Annotated in this window: 15 protein-coding genes and 3 pseudogenes; 9 read left to right on the top strand and 9 right to left on the bottom strand. The window is 61.6% G+C overall.

The window, feature by feature from the left end; genetic code table 11:
* Positions 1 to 72: 72 nt before the first annotated feature.
* On the bottom strand, positions 73 to 981 hold the full coding sequence (locus EPK99_RS10860; protein WP_128443034.1) for a heme-dependent oxidative N-demethylase family protein: 909 nt from the start codon (positions 979 to 981) through the stop codon (positions 73 to 75).
* Between the two features lie 242 nt (positions 982 to 1,223).
* Between EPK99_RS10860 and EPK99_RS10855 the strand changes: the two genes are divergently transcribed.
* The 3 genes and pseudogenes from EPK99_RS10855 to EPK99_RS10845 all read left to right on the top strand — a co-directional run bounded on the left by EPK99_RS10855 (position 1,224) and on the right by EPK99_RS10845 (position 2,740).
* Positions 1,224 to 2,015: an N-formylglutamate amidohydrolase gene (locus EPK99_RS10855; protein ID WP_128443033.1), complete on the top strand. Its 792-nt coding sequence runs from the start codon at positions 1,224 to 1,226 to the stop codon at positions 2,013 to 2,015.
* A gap of 23 nt (positions 2,016 to 2,038) precedes the next feature.
* Positions 2,039 to 2,384, top strand: a pseudogene (locus EPK99_RS10850) (DUF1244 domain-containing protein).
* An 83-nt stretch (positions 2,385 to 2,467) separates the two neighbouring features.
* Entirely contained in the window at positions 2,468 to 2,740 is a 273-nt protein-coding gene (locus EPK99_RS10845) for a DUF2312 domain-containing protein (protein ID WP_128443032.1), read from the top strand.
* A gap of 110 nt (positions 2,741 to 2,850) precedes the next feature.
* Here the strand turns inward: EPK99_RS10845 and EPK99_RS10840 are convergent, their stop codons facing one another.
* On the bottom strand, positions 2,851 to 3,759 hold the full coding sequence (locus tag EPK99_RS10840; RefSeq protein ID WP_128443031.1) for a LysR family transcriptional regulator: 909 nt from the start codon (positions 3,757 to 3,759) through the stop codon (positions 2,851 to 2,853).
* A gap of 107 nt (positions 3,760 to 3,866) precedes the next feature.
* Here EPK99_RS10840 and EPK99_RS10835 point away from each other — a divergent pair, with 107 nt between their 5' ends.
* The gene (locus EPK99_RS10835; RefSeq protein WP_128443030.1) at positions 3,867 to 5,093 is read left to right on the top strand and encodes an MFS transporter; all 1,227 of its coding nucleotides are present in this window, start codon (positions 3,867 to 3,869) and stop codon (positions 5,091 to 5,093) included.
* Here the strand turns inward: EPK99_RS10835 and EPK99_RS10830 are convergent.
* From EPK99_RS10830 to EPK99_RS10820, 4 genes and pseudogenes are all read right to left on the bottom strand, one after another.
* Positions 5,090 to 6,550: a sensor domain-containing diguanylate cyclase gene (locus EPK99_RS10830; protein ID WP_128443029.1), complete on the bottom strand. Its 1,461-nt coding sequence runs from the start codon at positions 6,548 to 6,550 to the stop codon at positions 5,090 to 5,092. The two genes, EPK99_RS10835 and EPK99_RS10830, sit on opposite strands and share 4 nt — an antisense overlap.
* Before the next feature lie 152 nt (positions 6,551 to 6,702).
* Positions 6,703 to 8,478, bottom strand: coding sequence for a peptidoglycan L,D-endopeptidase MepK (locus EPK99_RS10825; RefSeq protein ID WP_128443400.1), 1,776 nt, complete (start codon positions 8,476 to 8,478; stop codon positions 6,703 to 6,705).
* A 300-nt stretch (positions 8,479 to 8,778) separates the two neighbouring features.
* Positions 8,779 to 8,958: pseudogene (locus EPK99_RS26090) on the bottom strand (helix-turn-helix domain-containing protein); the annotation flags it as partial.
* 195 nt (positions 8,959 to 9,153) lie between these two features.
* Positions 9,154 to 10,341: pseudogene (locus EPK99_RS10820) on the bottom strand (sigma-54-dependent transcriptional regulator); the annotation flags it as partial.
* Between the two features lie 160 nt (positions 10,342 to 10,501).
* Between EPK99_RS10820 and EPK99_RS10815 the strand changes: the two are divergent.
* Positions 10,502 to 12,364: a M3 family oligoendopeptidase gene (locus EPK99_RS10815; protein WP_128443027.1), complete on the top strand. Its 1,863-nt coding sequence runs from the start codon at positions 10,502 to 10,504 to the stop codon at positions 12,362 to 12,364.
* Positions 12,357 to 12,740 carry a nuclear transport factor 2 family protein gene (locus EPK99_RS10810; RefSeq protein WP_128443026.1) on the top strand — a complete coding sequence of 128 codons (384 nt, stop codon included), beginning with the start codon at positions 12,357 to 12,359 and terminating at the stop codon, positions 12,738 to 12,740. The genes EPK99_RS10815 and EPK99_RS10810 overlap by 8 nt, the downstream gene beginning before the upstream one ends.
* Positions 12,741 to 12,748: 8 nt before the next feature.
* Here the strand turns inward: EPK99_RS10810 and EPK99_RS10805 are convergent, their stop codons facing one another.
* Both EPK99_RS10805 and EPK99_RS10800 read right to left on the bottom strand, forming a co-directional pair.
* Positions 12,749 to 13,012 carry an Atu4866 domain-containing protein gene (locus EPK99_RS10805; RefSeq protein ID WP_128443399.1) on the bottom strand — a complete coding sequence of 88 codons (264 nt, stop codon included), beginning with the start codon at positions 13,010 to 13,012 and terminating at the stop codon, positions 12,749 to 12,751.
* A gap of 162 nt (positions 13,013 to 13,174) precedes the next feature.
* On the bottom strand, positions 13,175 to 13,897 hold the full coding sequence (locus tag EPK99_RS10800) for an SDR family oxidoreductase (RefSeq protein WP_128443025.1): 723 nt from the start codon (positions 13,895 to 13,897) through the stop codon (positions 13,175 to 13,177).
* Between the two features lie 109 nt (positions 13,898 to 14,006).
* Here EPK99_RS10800 and EPK99_RS10795 point away from each other — a divergent pair, with 109 nt between their 5' ends.
* Positions 14,007 to 14,897, top strand: a complete 891-nt coding sequence (locus tag EPK99_RS10795) for a LysR family transcriptional regulator (protein ID WP_128443024.1) — start codon at positions 14,007 to 14,009, stop codon at positions 14,895 to 14,897.
* Positions 14,898 to 14,929: 32 nt separating this feature from the next.
* Here the strand turns inward: EPK99_RS10795 and EPK99_RS25300 are convergent, their stop codons facing one another.
* A complete protein-coding gene (locus EPK99_RS25300) occupies positions 14,930 to 15,076 on the bottom strand; it encodes a hypothetical protein (RefSeq protein ID WP_205909084.1) in 147 nt (48 codons plus the stop codon).
* A gap of 298 nt (positions 15,077 to 15,374) precedes the next feature.
* Here EPK99_RS25300 and EPK99_RS10790 point away from each other — a divergent pair, with 298 nt between their 5' ends.
* Together EPK99_RS10790 and pyk are read left to right on the top strand one after the other, a co-directional pair.
* The gene (locus EPK99_RS10790; RefSeq protein WP_245582415.1) at positions 15,375 to 15,758 is read left to right on the top strand and encodes a DUF1036 domain-containing protein; all 384 of its coding nucleotides are present in this window, start codon (positions 15,375 to 15,377) and stop codon (positions 15,756 to 15,758) included.
* Positions 15,758 to 17,197, top strand: coding sequence for a pyruvate kinase (gene pyk, locus EPK99_RS10785; RefSeq protein WP_128443022.1), 1,440 nt, complete (start codon positions 15,758 to 15,760; stop codon positions 17,195 to 17,197). Before EPK99_RS10790 ends, pyk begins: the two co-directional genes overlap by 1 nt.
* Positions 17,198 to 17,253 lie beyond the last annotated feature (56 nt).

The following is a 17,253-nucleotide window of genomic DNA, read 5'->3' as shown; positions in this document are numbered from 1 at the left end:
ATGCGCGATTTCGCCGGGCTCTAGATCATAAAACCGCGTCACAATAAAGAGCCTGCTGCGAGCAGAGACTGGTCAGGCTTCAGATTCTGCGAGCACTGCCGGTTGAGAAGCAGCCCGCAGCAGCCGGATCAGCTCGTTGCGTTTCGAAACCAGGCCTTTGTAGCGGGCTTGGTCGATCGTCAGCGCTTCCAGCTGCGCGGCCAGCGATGCGGCAAGTTCGGCGGCATTGGGCTGCGCCAGGATCGTCTTCACCGGATCCAGATAGATGCGGATTGTGAAGAGGATGTCGCCGGAGACAGACAGCTTGCGCAGCGTCTGGCGCTCCACCCGGATCACGGCGTCCCCAGAGGACGCGGAGGCGAGCTCGTTCGCCGGCGTCGGTGCGGGATGATAAAGCGCGGCACGCCAGTTGACCGACCAGTTCCAGCGCACCACGATGCGGCCCGGCGCCAGATTGTCGAACATGCGGTTGATGAGGTCGGCATTGCGGCTGCCGGCGCCGAAATCCGGCACGGGCGCATGCACCTCGTCCATGACCTTTCCGAACTTTTCCTGAAGCGACCAGGAGGATGGGAAGGCAAGGAGAGCGGCCGCGATCCGCCAGCCGTTTTCGCCGCGGCGCATGAGAACGAGATCGTCCTGAACGAGGAAGCCGGCGCACTGCAGCGCGGGCATGGTTGCATCCGTCAGATCGATGGGCCGGCCCGCCACCTGCATCCGGTTCCCGTCGCGACGGTAATAGGCAGGATGACGAGCAGGCAGGTAGTCGATGAGGGCCTGAAGAATTTCGGCCTGTGCCGCTTGGGTGTCCGGCTCTGCCCGGAACACCTGCTCGCCATGCTCTGCCAGGAGCCGTCTCTTTTCCTCCACCTGTTCGGCAAGGTGTTCGTCGGGCTCGATCCAGCGATCGGGATCAAGCTGCGAAAGGCCGATCGTGAAGGGCTTGGACGATCCGTCATAGGGCGTGTGGGCGAGTTTCATGGGATCCGGTTTCATGCTATAACAGGACGAAGTTGGAGGTGCCTGCGCTCATGACTTCTCACGCGATATCCCTCGTATATCGAGCGAGATGAAGGAACGGCTCGATTATTTATCCTCCGTTACCAGCCGGCCCGCAACAGCGATTGCCGAGGAAGCGCTCGAAGAATATCTCCTGCAACAGGAAAGCGAAACGGTGGGCTGTGCAATCAAACCTTCCCCCATGCAGATCGAAGCGGGACGCCATGCAGGATTTCATACCCTTCGAGATCGTAGAAGGCGATTATGACATCGGCATGGTCCTGATCGCCGACCATGCCATGAACCGCCTGCCGGCCGCCTATGGCAGCCTCGGCCTGCCGGAAAGCGCCTTTCGGCGCCACATCGCCTTCGATATCGGCATCGAGGGGCTAACCCGCCGGCTTGCAGCCAGGCTCGGTGTGCCGGCCGTGCTGGGCGGCTTTTCCCGCCTGCTGATCGATCCGAACCGGGGCGAGGACGATCCGACGCTGATCATGAAGATTTCCGACGGCGCGATCGTTCCCGGCAACCACCCGATGGCGCAGGACGAATGGGATTTTCGCCTGGATGCCTTTCACCGGCCCTATCACTGGGCCGTGGAACGTACCATCGTCAGGGCTAGCGCTTCCGGCCGGGCGCCACTGGTTCTATCGCTGCATTCCTTTACCCCCTTCTGGAAGGATTTCGCCCGGCCCTGGCATGCGGCCGTCTTGTGGGATAGCGACGGCCGCGCCGTGACACCGCTACTCGACCTGCTGCGGCAGCCGGGCGATATAATCGTCGGCGACAACGAGCCCTATGACGGTGCCCTCAAAGGCGACACCATGTACCGGCACTGCATGATCCCGGGCATCCCGCATGCGCTTCTCGAAGTTCGTCAGGACCTGATCGCCGACAAAGCCGGCATCGCTGCCTGGGCGGAAAGGCTGGCGCCGATCTTCCAAACACTGAATACGCAACCCACATTGCATGAATACCGCATCTTTCCGTCCCGCACTGGTCCCTATCCGGGCTGAACGCGGGCAAGAGGAGAAAAGCTATGACCGACACTGCTCCACTGGCACCTGCAGGCGCCGTTACCGGTCTCACCAGCCAACAACAGACGGAGTTCGAGGCCGCGGTTTTCCGTCGCCTCGTCCACCACCTGCGCGAGCGCACGGATGTCCAGAACATCGACCTGATGAACATGGCCGGCTTTTGCCGCAACTGCCTGTCCAATTGGTATCTGGACGCCGCGAACGCGGCAGGCGCACCGCTCACCAAAGACCAGTCTCGCGAAGTCGTCTACGGGCATGCCTTACGAGGACTGGAAAAACCTCCACCAGGCAGAAGCTTCGGACGCACAAAAAGCCGCATTCGACGGCAACAAGCCTGTCCATGGTTGATCCGGTCCCGTTTGGACTTGACCTCGGGACAGCTTTTCGGCAGGTGACAGCCACTCTTTCCATCTCACCATCAGGAGACCCAGATGTCTGATGCTCATGGCGTCGCCCGCGACCAGCTCCGCGCTTTTGTCGAGCGCATTGAACGACTCGAAGAAGAAAAGAAGACGATCGCCGACGACATCAAGGACGTCTACGGCGAGGCGAAGGGCATGGGCTTCGACACCAAGATCCTCAAGAAGGTGATTGCCCTGCGCAAGAAGGACGATCAGGAGCGGATGGAAGAGGACATGATCCTCGACACCTACCTCCAGGCGCTGGGCATGATCGAAGCCCCGGCCGAGCAGGACGCTGCCTGACGCTTTCCAAGCAAGGCGAAGGCGCCTGCTTCTGAAGATGGCCTATCGATAGGGAACCCGCCGATGATCTCGGCGGGTTTTTCTTGCCCGGCGTGCGGCGACAGGCTGCTTCACCGGATGCGCAGCTCCTGCGCCAGCAGCGTTATCAGCGCATCGACCTTGGGGCTGAGCTGACGGCTGCGCGGCCAGACCAGATGCAGCGGCAGCCCGTCCGTGGCCGCCTCCGGCAGGACCTGCACCAGTTCGCCCCGCTCGAGCTCGTCCCTGATCAGCCACGTAGCCAGTTGTGCGATCCCGAATCCCGCCTTGACCGCCTCCACCTGCGCCTCTGCGCTCCCGAGGACAAGCCGACCTTCCATGACGCGGGCTTCGGCAGACGCGCCATCCTGTGTGATCCTCCAGGGTATCGTGCTCCCGTCCGCCCTTCCGTAGAGGACGCTGTCGAACTCGGCCAGGTCGTCGATCGAGCCCGGCGAACCCTGTCTTTCGATAAAGCCGGGCGATGCGCAGATGATGAGGCGCTCGGCCCCGAGATGCCGCCGGCCCAAGGCGTCGGGCCAGACGTCCGACGCGGTGATGCGGACGGCAAGATCGACGTTCTCCTCCACCATATCCACGAAACGGTCGGTGAAATTCACCTCGGGACGAAGCCCGGGATGCCTTTCTGCAAGCTGCAGGACGAGCGGCATGACCTGCATGCGGCCAAAGGCGACCGGCACGTTGATCTTCAGGCGTCCAATGGGTTCGTTCTCATGCGATGCCAGCACGGCCTCGGCATCGGCGAGATCGGAAAGCACCCGCAGGCAGATGGCATAAAAGGCGCTGCCGGCATCCGTGAGCGCCAGGCTTCGCGTCGTACGTTCGAACAGCCGGCGGCCGAGCCTCGCCTCCAGCCTGCCGACGCTCTTGCCGACAGCCGAGTTGGTGAGGTTAAGGCGCTGCCCTGCCACGGTGAAGCTGCCGGCCCGCGCCGCTTCGACAAACACCTCTATGCCCTTCAGACGCTCCGTCGGATACATGAGACATCCCGTATTATGGAAACATAGTCCATAATTACCGGAATTTTGACCGCGTGACCAGCCGGCTCTTCCGCAGTAGACCAGTCTCCTTTATCAGGAGCACCCCTATGAGCATCGGCACCTCGGCCACCCCCTTGTCCACTCAGGCCTCAGGCGCGCGGCTTTCCGTTCTTCTTCTCGCAGCGTCTGCTTTCGTCATCGTCACGACGGAATTCATCATCGTCGGCCTGCTTCCAGGCCTGGCCCGAGACCTCGGTATCTCGGTCGCCCTTGCAGGCCAGCTTGTGACGCTATTTGCCTTTACGGTGATGCTGGCCGGACCATTCCTCACTGCCATGGTTTCGCATCTGGATCGCAAGCGGCTGTTCATCTTCATCCTCGGTGTCTTTGCCATATCCAACGCACTGGCTGCACTGGCACCGAACATCTGGGTTCTCGGGCTCGGCCGCTTCCTGCCGGCGCTCGCCCTCCCGGTCTTTTGGGGCACGGCCAGCGAAACTGCAGGCGAACTTGTCGGTCCGGAACGGTCCGGCAAGGCGATCTCGCAGGTCTATATGGGCATTGCCGCCGCCATGGTGTTCGGCATACCGCTTGGAACGCTTGCGGCTGATGCTCTCGCATGGCGCGGCACCTTCTGGCTTCTTGCAGGCCTCTCGGCACTCATGGCGGTTCTGCTCGCCTTCGTCATGCCATCCGTCGTTCAGCCTAAGAAAGTCGGCGCTGCCGACCAAGCACGTATCCTGAAGGAGCCATTCTTTCTCGGCAATATGGCCCTGTCGGTGGTGGTCTTCACTGCCATGTTCACTGCCTATACCTATCTCGCGGACATTCTGGAGAGGATCGCCATGGTTCCGGCCGGGCAGGTCGGCTGGTGGCTGATGGGCTTCGGCGTTCTCGGATTGATCGGCAACTGGCTTGGCGGACACTTCGTCGGCAAGGGACCGCTTGCCGCCACCGGTGTCGCGACGGCCGTTCTGGCCTTGGGCATGGCCGCGACCGTGCCTCTATCTTCCTCTCATGCCCTGCTGATGGTCGCCCTCGGCGTCTGGGGCATCGCCAACACCGCCCTCTACCCCATCTGCCAGGTGCGGGTGATGAAGGCCGCTACCCATGCACAGGCTCTGGCAGGCACCCTCAACGTCTCCATGGCCAATGCCGGCATCGGCCTCGGTGCGATCATCGGCGGCACCGTCATCCAACACCTTGGCCTCGAAAACATCGGCTATGTGGCAGCAGCCATTGCCGTTCTTGGCGTGCTCCTCTCTGTCGGGGTCGCCCGGTTGAAAGGCGGCGACACGGAGAAAGCGATGACAACGCACGGATCTCTGAGCTAAAAAGAGCCCGAATGCTCCGCGCTACCATGATGCTTGACCTGATAATGGGCCTTCTTGTGCTCGTACATCAGCACATCGGCCCGCTTCAGCAGCGATTCCATGGACTCGCCCGGTTCGCTTGTAGCGGCGCCTAACGACATGCTGATCTGGGCAGTCGAATAAAACTGGTTGTTGATCTTCAGCAGCTCGTTGATCGTCTCCATCATCGACGCAGCGGCCTTGGCATCCGCGCCCGGCATGAGGACTGCAAACTCGTCGCCGCCGATGCGGCAGGCATGGTTGGGAGGCGACACTGCGCCATTGAGGATTTCTCCGAACCGGCGCAGCAGGGCGTCACCCGCGTCGTGGCCCATCTGGTCGTTGGTTTCCTTCAGGCCGTTGAGATCGACGACGATAGCGGAAACGGGACGGAGCAGCTTTCGCTCCAGCCGGTTCATTTCGTCCACGTAGAAGGCGCGGTTGTAGAGCTTCGTCAGCACGTCGTGCTTGCCGAGATATTCGAGATAGGCTTCAGCCTTCTTGCGCGCGGTAATGTCCGCCAGCGCCACCTGCACGCGCGACCAGTCGTGCTCATGACCTGGAAACACGGAAAAATGCAAAAGAATATGGCGTTCGCTTCCGTCCAGTGCGTAGTTGATGACCTCGCGGTGGTGGAAGAGATTGCCGTTCCACAGCTCGTTCAGTTGCTCGCGGAAGGGCTTTTCCATATCGTCGCGCAGGACGTCGCCAAGCCGCATCAGCAGTGTCGTCTGGTCCGGTGCGCCGAAGAGATCAAGCGTTGCCTGGTTGACGCTCAGGACGCGAATTTCGCTGATGCATTGCTGCACGAACTCCGGATGCACATCCGTAAAAGTGCGGAAGTCGCTGATGCCGCGCGCGCGGACATTGTCGATCAACTGCTTGATACGGCTGAAATCCTCGATCCAGAGAGAGACGGGGGAATGCTGGAATATCCCCTCCGCATACCGCCTCTGGGCAGCTTCGGCCCGCCGCGCATCCTCCTGCACGGTAATGTCTTCCGTGGTCAGCAGCAGCTTTCCGAGCGTCGCCTCATAGCCCGGCATGACCGCGCCGCGAAGCTGAATGTCGAGCCGCCGCCCTGTCAGGCTATAGTTGACGGTGGGAGTGGAGAAGGAAAGCTTGCCGTCGAACAGCTCGGCGAGCTCGTTGATGTGGGGCTCCAGCATGTCGTCGCGAAAGACCCGCGAGATGTTGGTCCTCAAATGCTCGATATCGTCCGCTTCGAACAGCTCCAGCGTCTTCCTGTTCACCTCGTCGATCCGGATCAGCCGTGAGCATTGGACGACGCGGGACGTCTCCTCCCGAAGAAAGGAGCGGATATCGGTTACTCCTTCCGCCTTCCAGGCGTTGAAGAGGTTGTTCACCTCGCTGAAGTCTTCGATCCACATGGCGATGGGTGCGAGGTTGAAGACATCCGTTCCGAGTGCTTGCGACATGGGGCGTCACCTGAAAAATCTACTTTAATATTGGTGGGGCTGGCTGACCCTAGAATATTTGGTCGATAACGCCGAAGCGTAAACTTACCCTGAACCTAAAAATAACCCGGCGCCGCAAGGAGCCGGGTTTATTTTCGATATCGTGTCATCGATCAGTTGGCTGGGCCGCTGAAGCGGTTGGGATCGATCGCGACCGTAGCGGCGACCGGCTTGAAGCCTCCGCCCGCATAGGCTGCCGAATATTCGCCGTTCAGCGTCCGGCTCACCACGCGGGGAGCCTTGATGGACGCGACGGCATCGACGCGATTGTTGTTGAGCGCCCATTTGGCAAGGGCTTCACCCGTCAAACCCTTGTTGCTGGAAGCAGCAGCGGGCGCCGCACGGCCACCACGGGTTGCCTTGCCCGAAACGCTGCCCATCGAAGCACTAACGGGCTTTGGAGAGTCGAAGCCATCTCCGAACTGCATGGTCTTGGACGACGGCTGGATCAGCTTACGCTCGATCGCTGCGGTCTCCAGCGGCTTGGTGACCGGCAGAGGCCTGGATACAGGCACTACCGCGGCCTGGGTAAGCGGTTGCACCACCGGCATGGCAGCCACGGGAGCTGGTGCTGGCGCAAGCGCCGGAGCCTGGGGCTCCATGCTCTGCGATAGCGCCGCTACAAGTTCAGGCGTCAGCGTCTGCTGTGGATCCGGGGTCCGGCTCGACGCCAGCGTCGTTGTGGCCGGCCGGCGCATCGGCAGCGGGATAGCGCCCAAATCCTCCGACTCCAAAGGTCCGGCCGAAGCCGTCATCAGTTCAGCATCGCCCTTCATGCCGCGCGCGCCGAGCAGCGTCGGGACCGGAACCGCATAGGCGGAAAGATCGGCAAAAGTGTCGCCCACAGGCTGCGAAGGCGTGGCCGGTGCAGAGGCTTGCAGCGCCAACGCATCCTGCGCCGGGTTGCGGGCCTGCGAATAAAGCGCTGTTGCAAGGCCGCCTGGTCCGGCATCCGACCGGAAGGCGGGACGCGACAGGGGTACGGGGGCGACGATGGTAGGAGCCGGCTCAGCCGATGCGACGGCAATTGGAGCGGCAATCTCAGGCACGATAGGCTCCGGTGCCGGCTTGGATGGCACGATTGGCTTGGCCGGAGCAGCGGGCTGTGCGGCTACGTCAGGACCGGTGCTTTCCGCATTGTCTTCTTCCTCGTCGGCACCGCCGCCAAACAGCATGGCAAACAGGCCCGGCCGTTTTTTGTCAGGCGTATTTGACCGGAACCGGCCACCGGCTGAACTGGCGATCTGGATCGAATCGGAGCTGACGCGCTTCTTGTAGTCGGCCATTGCTTCTTCGTAGCCGGGAAGCGGATTGCCGTCGGCAGGAAGATGCAACGTTTTGCCATTCGGGAAGATCTGCACGAGCTCCTGGCGCGTCATGCGCGGCCAGGCGCGAACGCCGCCGACATCGAGATGCACGAAAGGCGAGCCGGACGTGGGATAGAAGCCGACGCCGCCCACCTGCATTTGCATGGCGAGCGCCCGCAGCGTCGAAAGCTTGACACCGGGGATGAAGAAATCCATCGCCTTGCCCTGCATGTGCTGGCTGTTCTTGGCAACGCCCGTATAGCGCGAACGGGTGCGCAGCATGTTGTTTGTCTCAGGCGACCGGAACGCGGAAACGACATGGATATAGTCGGTCGCGCCGCTTCGGCGATAGACCTCCCATACGAGGTCGAACAGGCGCGGATCCATTCGGGTCGGCTGGCCCTTGCGCCAGTCACGCAGGAATTCGTTGATCTGGGCAAGTCCCCTGGGGTCGAACCGGCCATTGCGCTTGAAGGTGATGACGGCCTTTTCGCCGGTATGCACGAAGTAAAGCTTCAGGCTTCGGTCTTCGGCGGCGGCCTCATTGGCCGATGCGGATAAGAACGGGAATGCCACCACCATCAACAGCAGGAATGCGGCTGCCCGCCGGGCCACCACGGAAAGGATGACGGCAGGAAGAAAACCCTGCCACCCGTCCAAGGGCGCTTTTCTTGCATTGAGTTCCGGCAAAACGATCCCCGTCCTGTAGACAACTTCCCTTGTTGTCTCATGTGATGGCAAAATGCGGTCAGAGCATGGCAATTGTGCCACACATGCACAAGCTTCTCTCCTATAGTCAATAAACCACTAACGGGAGATTGACAAAGGGTGACACCACATCCTTGCTCCAGGATTGCGTTTGCGTATGTTCTAAAATAATAATCAGGCCGCTTCCTTCAGGGGATCGTCCGGATCGATGCCGTAATCCTTGAGCTTGCGGTAGAGCGTCGAACGCCCGATTCCAAGCTTGCGCGCCACCTGGCTCATCTGTCCTCGATAGAACTTCAGGGCGAATCGGATCAGCTCTTCCTCCACATCGGCAAGCTTGCGCACCTCACCCGATTCGTCGGTGGTAGCGATGACGTTTTCGGCGGTGGGATAGGCCGCAGCCAGCATTGCCTTGGCGTCGATCCGGCCGTCGCGTCCACGTTCGCTGTTGGCGAATACGGGCGTTTCGGCAAGAGCGTCGCGCACCGCACGCTCGGATTCGGTCGAGACCGAAGGAAGGCTTGGCGTTCCGACCAATTCGCCGCGGTGGTAGTCCGGCAATTGCGCGGCGATCTGCGGGAAATCGGCTTCCGTCAATTCCGTGGTCTGCGCCAGCACGACCGCCCGGAAGATGGCGTTTTCCAGCTGCCGGATGTTGCCCGGCCAGTCATAGGCGGTCAGTAGCGCAAGAGCGCCGGCGCTCAGCGTCACCTGCCGCGGAAGCTTCTGCTCGACGGAGAACCGCTCGGCAAACACGCGCGCCAGATGCGGGATGTCTTCCTTGCGCCGCCGCAATGCCGGGATGGTGATGGGGAAGACGTTCAGGCGGTAGTAGAGATCCTCGCGGAAGCGCCCAAGCCGAACCTCTTCGATCAGATCCTTGTTGGTGGCCGAAATCAGCCGCACGTTGACCTTCTGCACCTTGCCGGCGCCGACGGTCTCGATCTCGCCCTGTTGCACGGCGCGCAGCAGCTTCACCTGCACCTCGAGCGGCAAATCACCGATTTCATCCAGGAACAGCGTGCCGCCATCGGCTTCCACAAACTTGCCCGTGTGCTTTTCGGAAGCACCGGTGAAGGCTCCCTTTTCGTGCCCGAACAGGATGCTTTCCACAAGATTGTGAGGAATCGCGCCACAGTTGACGGTGATGAACGGCTTGCCGGCCTTGTCGCTGGCGGACTGGATCGCCCGCGCCACCATTTCCTTGCCGACGCCTGATTCGCCTTCCAGCACGACTGGGATGTTGGAATGGGCCGCACGCTGCGCTAGGTCGATCACCCGAAGCATGTCGGGGCTGGCCGAGACGATGTCGTTGAAGCCGATTGCCCCGTTGCGGCGGCGCACCGCACGCGATCTCGATTCCTTCTGGTCGACCTTCAGCGCATTGGCGACGGACGCTGCGATGCGTTCGGGCGAGACGGGCTTCACCACGAAATCGAAGGCGCCGGCTCGCATGGCCTCCACCACCGTTTCGATGCCGCCCTGCCCAGTCTGCACGATCACCGGCGTTTCGATGCCGAGATTGCGGATGGCTGCCAGGAAGGTCAGGCCATCCATTTCCGGCATCATCAGGTCGAGGATGATGACGTTCATGATGCCGCTGGTATTGCGCAGGAACTCCAGCGCAACCCGGCCGTTTTCGGCCAAATGCGCGGTATAGCCCTGCCGCTCCACGGCATTTTTCAGAAGTCGGCGCTGGATAGGATCGTCATCGACGATAAGGATGTGCGCAGTCATGCTCGGCTCCCGCAACGTTCATCGTGCGCCCTTCTCGGGCTCTTGTTGATGACGTTGTGTCAGATAGGCTTGAACATCCTCTTTTGAGAAAAGCTTGCATTTTAACGGCCGGCGATCAAAACCATCGGTGATATCTCGACCGAACGGAGAGGAACCCGAAATGACCCTGCTGCACCGCCCGCTGCCTTCCCTGCTCTTGTCCACGGCGTCCGCAGGCGCCGCTGCAACGGCGGCGGCACTTGGCCCCCTGCCGGTCTGGAAGCTGTCCGATCTTTATGAGGCCAAGGACGCACCGCAGCTCAAGCAGGATATGGAAAAGGCAAGCGAACTTTCGCTCGCCTTCGAAGCGAAGTGGAAAGGCAAGCTCGCGGAAGCAGCGGCCAGCACGGGCGCCGGCGGTATTGGCGAAGCGCTGAAGGAATACGAGGCGCTGGACGATCTTCTCGGCAAGATCGGCTCCTTTGCCGGTCTTACCTATTTCTCCGACACATCCGATCCCGCCAACGGCAAGTTCTACGGCGATGTGCAGGCGAAACTGACGGACCTTTCCTCCCACCTGCTGTTCTTCGCGCTGGAACTGAACCGTATCGACGATGCCGTTATGAACGCCTGCATGGATCGGGACCCGTCGGCCGGACATTACCGCCCCTGGATCGTCGATCTGAGGCAGGACAAGCCCTTCCAGCTGGATGACAAGCTGGAACAGCTCTTCCTCGAAAAGTCTATGACGTCGGCAGCCGCCTTCAACCGCCTGTTCGACGAGACCATGGCGGAGCTGCGGTTCGAGGTGGACGGCGAACGCCTGAACCTGGAGCCGACGCTCAACATGCTGCAGGAGCCGCGGCCGGAAGCGCGCGCCAAGGCGGCTGCAGCACTCTCGAAGACTTTCGGCGACAACCTTCGCGTCTTCACGCTGATCACCAATACGCTCGCCAAGGACAAGGAAATCTCCGATCGCTGGCGCGGCTTTGAAGATATCGCCGACAGCCGCCACCTTGCCAATCGTGTCGAGCGGGAGGTTGTGGATGCGCTGGCGGCCGCGGTTCAGGAGGCCTATCCGCGTCTCTCGCACCGCTATTACGCGATGAAGGCGAAATGGCTCGGCATGGACCAGCTGAATTACTGGGACCGCAACGCGCCGCTGCCGGAAACCCCGAATGCGCTCATCCCCTGGAAGGACGCCCAGAATACGGTTCTTTCCGCCTATCGCGACTTCGCGCCGGAGATGGCCGAGATCGCCGGTCGCTTCTTCGACGAGGACTGGATCGACGCGCCCGCGCGTCCCGGCAAGGCGCCTGGGGCCTTCGCCCACCCGACCGTGCCATCGGCTCACCCTTACGTGCTGGTCAACTATATGGGCAAGCCTCGCGACGTTATGACGCTCGCCCACGAACTCGGCCACGGCGTGCATCAGGTTCTGGCCGGCGAACAAGGCGCGCTGATGTGCCAGACGCCGCTGACGCTTGCGGAAACCGCCTCCGTCTTCGGTGAAATGCTGACCTTCCGGGCGCTGCTCGAAAAGACGACCGATACCAGGGAGCGCAAGGCCATGCTGGCCCAGAAGGTGGAGGACATGATCAATACGGTCGTGCGCCAGATCGCCTTCTACCAGTTCGAGCGCAAGCTCCACACGGCGCGCAAGGACGGCGAACTGACGGCTGAGCAGATCGGCGAACTCTGGCTGTCGGTGCAGGCGGAAAGCCTCGGGCCGGCGATCAGGATCTCGGAAGGCTACGAGACCTGGTGGACCTATATCCCCCACTTCATCCACTCGCCCTTCTACGTCTATGCCTATGCCTTCGGCGATTGCCTGGTCAACTCGCTCTATGCCGTCTACCAACAAGCGGCCCCAGGCTTCCAGCAGAAGTATTTCGAACTCCTGAAGGCAGGCGGCACCAAGCATCACTCGGAGCTTCTGAAGCCCTTCGGCCTCGATGCCACCGATCCGTCCTTCTGGTCCAAGGGCCTGTCGATGATCGAAGGCCTGATCGACGAACTGGAGGCGATGGACACAAGTGCCTGAGCCGAACCAAGCCCTGCTCGAGCATTTGCTGGCGCTCGAAGCAGCGCTGCAGACACGAGAGGTCCGCAGCGTCGAGGCAAGGCTGCGCGAATTGCTGGCGCCGGACTTCCGCGAATTCGGGCGATCCGGCGCGGCCTATACGTTGAACGACATTCTTGGCAGTCTTCCCGCCGAAACCGGGCGGGACGACGACACTCTGTCGATCTCGGACTTCCGGATATCGGTGCTGAGCGAAGGCGTCGCGCTGGCCACCTATCTCGGCACCCGAACCAGGCCTGACGGCAGCCGCCTTCTCACCAATAGAAGCTCGATCTGGCGAGAAGAAGCGGACGGCCAATGGCGGATGGTTTTCCATCAGGGAACGCCGGCCATCTGAGATGCACTCTACTTTTCCCGCGTCAGAACCATCCCGGCATGGTGCAGCACGCCGTCGATGAAGTCGCCATCGGCCGTGAAGCCCGTGTCGTCCCAATAGTCGATATGATTGCCCGTCACGGCATAGCGTCCCTGATAGGCGCTTTTGCGGGTTCCGCGAGCCTCGTCATAGCGGCCGTTCGGCAGGAGCTCGTGGCGGATATGGCCGTCGCCGGTTACCCAAATGCCAACGTATGGATGCGTTTCGGTTTGTACCTGGCTCTTATCGTCCATCTTGTCCTCGGCTTTGGCGAAGTGCACCACCGCACCAAGCGACGCGGTGGCAATAATGATGATGGCGGCTATAATTCTGAGAGGGTCGTTCATCCTGTGGCCTCGGCAGGCTGCCCGCCTGGACGGGACTGTTTCGTGAAAAGGCGCCACCGGCAAAGATGCTCAGTTCGCTGATTTGGTGGGCCGGATGACGATCTCGCTGACATCGACATCCTCCGGCTGCTCGATCGCAAAGCGCACGGCCCGACCAATCGCAGCGGGCTTCAGCGCAATGGAACGGTAGTGCTTCATGGCTTCCGCCGCGGCGGGGTCGGTAATCGTGTCCGCCAGTTCGCTTTCCACCACGCCGGGATGGATGCAAGTGACGCGGATATCGTCATGCTCCTGCCGTAGCCCGTCGGAAATTGCGCGTACCGCATATTTCGTGGCGCAGTAGACGGCTGCGGTCGGCGAGACGCTCAAGGCGCCAATCGAGGCGATGTTGATAATGTGTCCTGACCCGCGCGCCCTCATTTCCGGCAGCACGGCGGCGATGCCGTAGAGCACGCCCTTGATGTTGACGTCGATCATCCGGTCCCATTCATCGACCTTCATCGACGCCATCAGGGACAGCGGCATGACGCCGGCATTGTTGACGATGACATCTACCCGCCCGTACGCCTCTCGCGCAGCCTCGGCAAAGGCAGCAACGTTGGCGCGGTCTGTCACATCCAGCTTCCGCGTCAGCACGTGACCGCCGGCGCTGCGGATCTCCTGCGCAAGCGCCTCCAGCCTGTCGGTCCGGCGAGCACCGAGCACCAGTGTCGCGCCGGCGTCTGCCAGTTCGCGGGCGATACCGGCGCCGATGCCGCTGGATGCGCCGGTAATAAGGACAACCTTGTTCATGTCTGTCTCCTGTCAGATCCGCATCATTGCGGTTGCCAGAAAGATAGACCTCGGCCATTGTTGCGATAAGCCGCCCAATTCTTTCCATGCTCGAAAGACTGACTAACCAATGATACCCGATTTCAACGCTCTTGCAGTCTTTGCTCTTGTGGCGGAGGAACGAAGTTTTCGCGCGGCCGCCGACCGGATGGGCGTCACCCGTTCCGCGGTCAGCCAGACGATCCGCAAGCTGGAAGAAAGCCTTGGCATTGCGCTCGTGCAACGAACGACCCGAAGCGTCAGCCTGACGGAAGCCGGCGAGCGGCTTTATGCTGATTCAGCGCCGGCCCTCGCCGGCATGCAGGCCGCTGTCGAAGCGGCAGGCAATCTCAGCGACCGGCCGCGTGGCCGTCTGCAGCTTGCCGTGTCGTCCATCGCAGAAAGTTTCCTGTCCGGCCCTCTGCTCGCCTCCTTCGCGGAACAGAACCCGGACGTGAAAATCCATGTTACCGTGACGGACGACGAGTTCGACATCGTCGCCGAAGGTTACGATGCGGGCGTGAGGCTGGGGGAAGTGATCGCGCAGGACATGATCGCCGTGCCCGTCTCAGGCGACCAGCGCCAGATCGCGGTTGCGTCGCCGGCCTATCTGGAACGCTTCGGCGTGCCATCGCATCCGCGCGAACTGGCGGCACGCCGCTGCATCGGCTGGCGGGCGGGATTGAACGTGGCACCCTATCGTTGGGAATTTTCGGAAGCAGGAAAGGAGTTTGCGGTCGCAGTCGAGGACGCGATCACCACGACCGACATGGCGCTGATGATCCGGCTTGCGATTGCAGGCGCCGGTATCACCTTCGGCATGGAGGAGAGCTTCCGCACGGCCATGGAGCGCGGTGAGCTCGTGCCCGTCCTGGAGGATTTCTGCCCGCGCTTTCCCGGCTTCTATCTCTATTATCCCAGCCGCCGCAATATGGCGCCCAAGCTGCGTGCGCTGGTGGACCATCTGCGGCGCCCGAGATAATCTGGCCAGGGTTACTGAGGCGACTGAATCACCTAACGCGTCGGCCCCGTGCGCGGCTTCAGCCTGCGGCCGTCGAAGACCTCGATGATTTCCAGCTCGTCATCCACGACACGATAGATCAGGGAATAGACTGAGTTGGGCACGACGAGGCGGCGGACGTGCGGCCTCTGTGTCTTCACGCCAACCTGGGGATGTGAATGCAGCACTTCCGCAGCCCGAAACCTGAATGTCGATTGGTCCTAGGGGAAGAGGAGCGCAAGCCGTGGCTGGTCCGAGCCTGTCGGGCGAGTGCCGTCACGTTACAACCGATTAGACTTTCGTTGACTTTCAGGCCCTGCCGCGCGAAGAACGTGCTTCACGAATAACCATGGAGTCCTGACGGAAACCGTGTTGAAGAAATCCCTGAAAACCTATCTCCGCCTTCTGGTTTCCGCGCCTGTGGCCCTGTTCACGGTCTGCGCCGGCGCCCCGCTTCTGATGGCGAGCGCCGCCCACGCAGATTTCCGCGTCTGCAATGGCACCCAGAACCTTGTTGGCGTCGCCATCGGCTATCGCGCCAAGGAAGGCTGGATGACCGAAGGATGGTGGCAGGTTCCTGCCTCCACCTGCGCGACCCTGATCGAAGGCGAGCTGCAGTCCCGATATTATTACCTTTATGCCGAGGATGCGGCCCGTGGCGGCCGCTGGACCGGCAACGTCAACATGTGCGTTGCCGAAAACGAGTTCAAGATTGCCGGCGTCAACGATTGTTTTGCCCGAGGCTACCAGCGCATGGGCTTCAAAGAATATGATACGGGCCGTCAGGGAAGCTGGATGGTCCAGCTATCCGATACGCCCGGCACCCAAGAAGGCCAGAATTGATGAGGCGTAACCGCAAAGTTAAAATCCTTGCCACGCTCGGACCGGCTTCCTCGGAAGAGGCCATGATCCAGAAGCTGCATGAAGCGGGGGCCGACCTCTTCCGCATCAATATGAGCCATGCCAGCCACGACATCATGCGTACGCTGATCCAGCGGATACGAGCGGTCGAGGCAAAGAGCGGACGGCCGATCGGGATCCTTGCCGACCTTCAGGGACCAAAGCTGCGTGTCGGCAAGTTCGCCAACACGAAGGTTATGCTGAAGCCCGGCCAGACCTTCACGCTGGACAACAACCAGGAGCCGGGCGACGAAAACCGTGTCTTTCTTCCGCATCCGGAAATTCTGGAAGCGGTGAAGCCCGGCCACAGGCTGCTGATCGACGACGGCAAGCTGGCGCTGAAGGCCGTGGAATCGGATGGCACGCGCATCGTCTGCACCGTTGTCTCCGGCACAAGCATCTCCGACCGCAAGGGCGTGAGCCTGCCGGACACGCTGCTGAGCGTCGGCGTGCTGACCGACAAGGACCGCGCCGATCTGGATGCGGTGCTGGCGACCGACGATGTCGACTGGGTCGCGCTGTCCTTCGTGCAGCGCCCCGAGGATCTGTCCGAAGTGCGCAAGATCGCCCGTGGGCGCGTCGGCATCATGTCCAAGATCGAAAAGCCCCAGGCCCTGGAGCGGATCGACGAGATCATCGAACTGTCCGACGCCGTCATGGTGGCGCGTGGCGACCTGGGCGTGGAAATGCCGCTCGAAGCCGTTCCCGGCATTCAGAAGCAGCTCACCCGCGCATGTCGGCGTGCCGGCAAGCCGGTCGTCGTGGCGACGCAGATGCTCGAATCGATGATCTCGGCGCCGGTTCCGACCCGCGCCGAAGTCTCGGACGTATCGATCGCCGTTTTCGAGGGTGCGGATGCAATTATGCTTTCGGCCGAATCGGCCTCCGGCGATTATCCCGTCGAGGCGGTTTCGATGATGGCCTCGATCGCCCAAACGGTCGAGAAGGATCCTTATTATCCGAACATCATCTATGCGCAGCGCGCCACTCCGGAAGCGACCGGTGCCGATGCCATTTCGCTTGCCTCGCGGCAGATTGCCGAAACGCTGAAGCTGTCGGCCATCGTCACCTATACCTCGTCCGGTACGACCGGCTTGCGCGCTGCGCGCGAGCGGCCACAGGTGCCGATCATCGCCTTGTCGCCGATCATCAAGACGGCCCGGCGGCTGTCGGTGGTGTGGGGCCTGCATTGCGTGGTCACCCATGATGCCACCGATCTGGACGACATGGTCAATCGCGCCTGCCGGATCGTCGTATCCGAAGGCTTTGGCAAGCCCGGAGACCGGATCATCATCTCTGCCGGTGTACCGCTCGGCACGCCCGGCGCAACGAACATGATCCGCATCGCCTATATCGGCGCCGACGGCCAGACGGGCATTTAATCATCGCGATGATTGAGAAAAACCGCCGGAGCGATCCGGCGGTTTTTTGTTGCGAA

Source organism: Neorhizobium lilium, assembly GCF_004053875.1.
GTDB classification, from domain to species: domain Bacteria; phylum Pseudomonadota; class Alphaproteobacteria; order Rhizobiales; family Rhizobiaceae; genus Neorhizobium; species Neorhizobium lilii.
This window is presented reverse-complemented; position numbering and strand designations above follow the sequence as displayed.

Excerpts from the sequence above, each read along its gene's own strand:
- EPK99_RS10860 (WP_128443034.1), bottom strand. The coding sequence starts at position 981 with ATGAAACTCGCCCACACGCCCTATGACGGATCGTCCAAGCCCTTCACG.
- EPK99_RS10835 (WP_128443030.1), top strand. The coding sequence starts at position 3,867 with ATGAGCATCGGCACCTCGGCCACCCCCTTGTCCACTCAGGCCTCAGGC.
- EPK99_RS10825 (WP_128443400.1), bottom strand. The coding sequence starts at position 8,478 with ATGGTGGTGGCATTCCCGTTCTTATCCGCATCGGCCAATGAGGCCGCC.
- EPK99_RS10840 (WP_128443031.1), bottom strand. The coding sequence starts at position 3,759 with ATGTATCCGACGGAGCGTCTGAAGGGCATAGAGGTGTTTGTCGAAGCG.
- EPK99_RS10805 (WP_128443399.1), bottom strand. The coding sequence starts at position 13,012 with ATGGACGATAAGAGCCAGGTACAAACCGAAACGCATCCATACGTTGGC.
- EPK99_RS10830 (WP_128443029.1), bottom strand. The coding sequence starts at position 6,550 with ATGTCGCAAGCACTCGGAACGGATGTCTTCAACCTCGCACCCATCGCC.
- EPK99_RS10800 (WP_128443025.1), bottom strand. The coding sequence starts at position 13,897 with ATGAACAAGGTTGTCCTTATTACCGGCGCATCCAGCGGCATCGGCGCC.
- EPK99_RS10845 (WP_128443032.1), top strand. The coding sequence starts at position 2,468 with ATGTCTGATGCTCATGGCGTCGCCCGCGACCAGCTCCGCGCTTTTGTC.
- EPK99_RS10795 (WP_128443024.1), top strand. The coding sequence starts at position 14,007 with ATGATACCCGATTTCAACGCTCTTGCAGTCTTTGCTCTTGTGGCGGAG.
- EPK99_RS10815 (WP_128443027.1), top strand. The coding sequence starts at position 10,502 with ATGACCCTGCTGCACCGCCCGCTGCCTTCCCTGCTCTTGTCCACGGCG.
- EPK99_RS10790 (WP_245582415.1), top strand. The coding sequence starts at position 15,375 with ATGGCGAGCGCCGCCCACGCAGATTTCCGCGTCTGCAATGGCACCCAG.
- EPK99_RS10855 (WP_128443033.1), top strand. The coding sequence starts at position 1,224 with ATGCAGGATTTCATACCCTTCGAGATCGTAGAAGGCGATTATGACATC.
- pyk (WP_128443022.1), top strand. The coding sequence starts at position 15,758 with ATGAGGCGTAACCGCAAAGTTAAAATCCTTGCCACGCTCGGACCGGCT.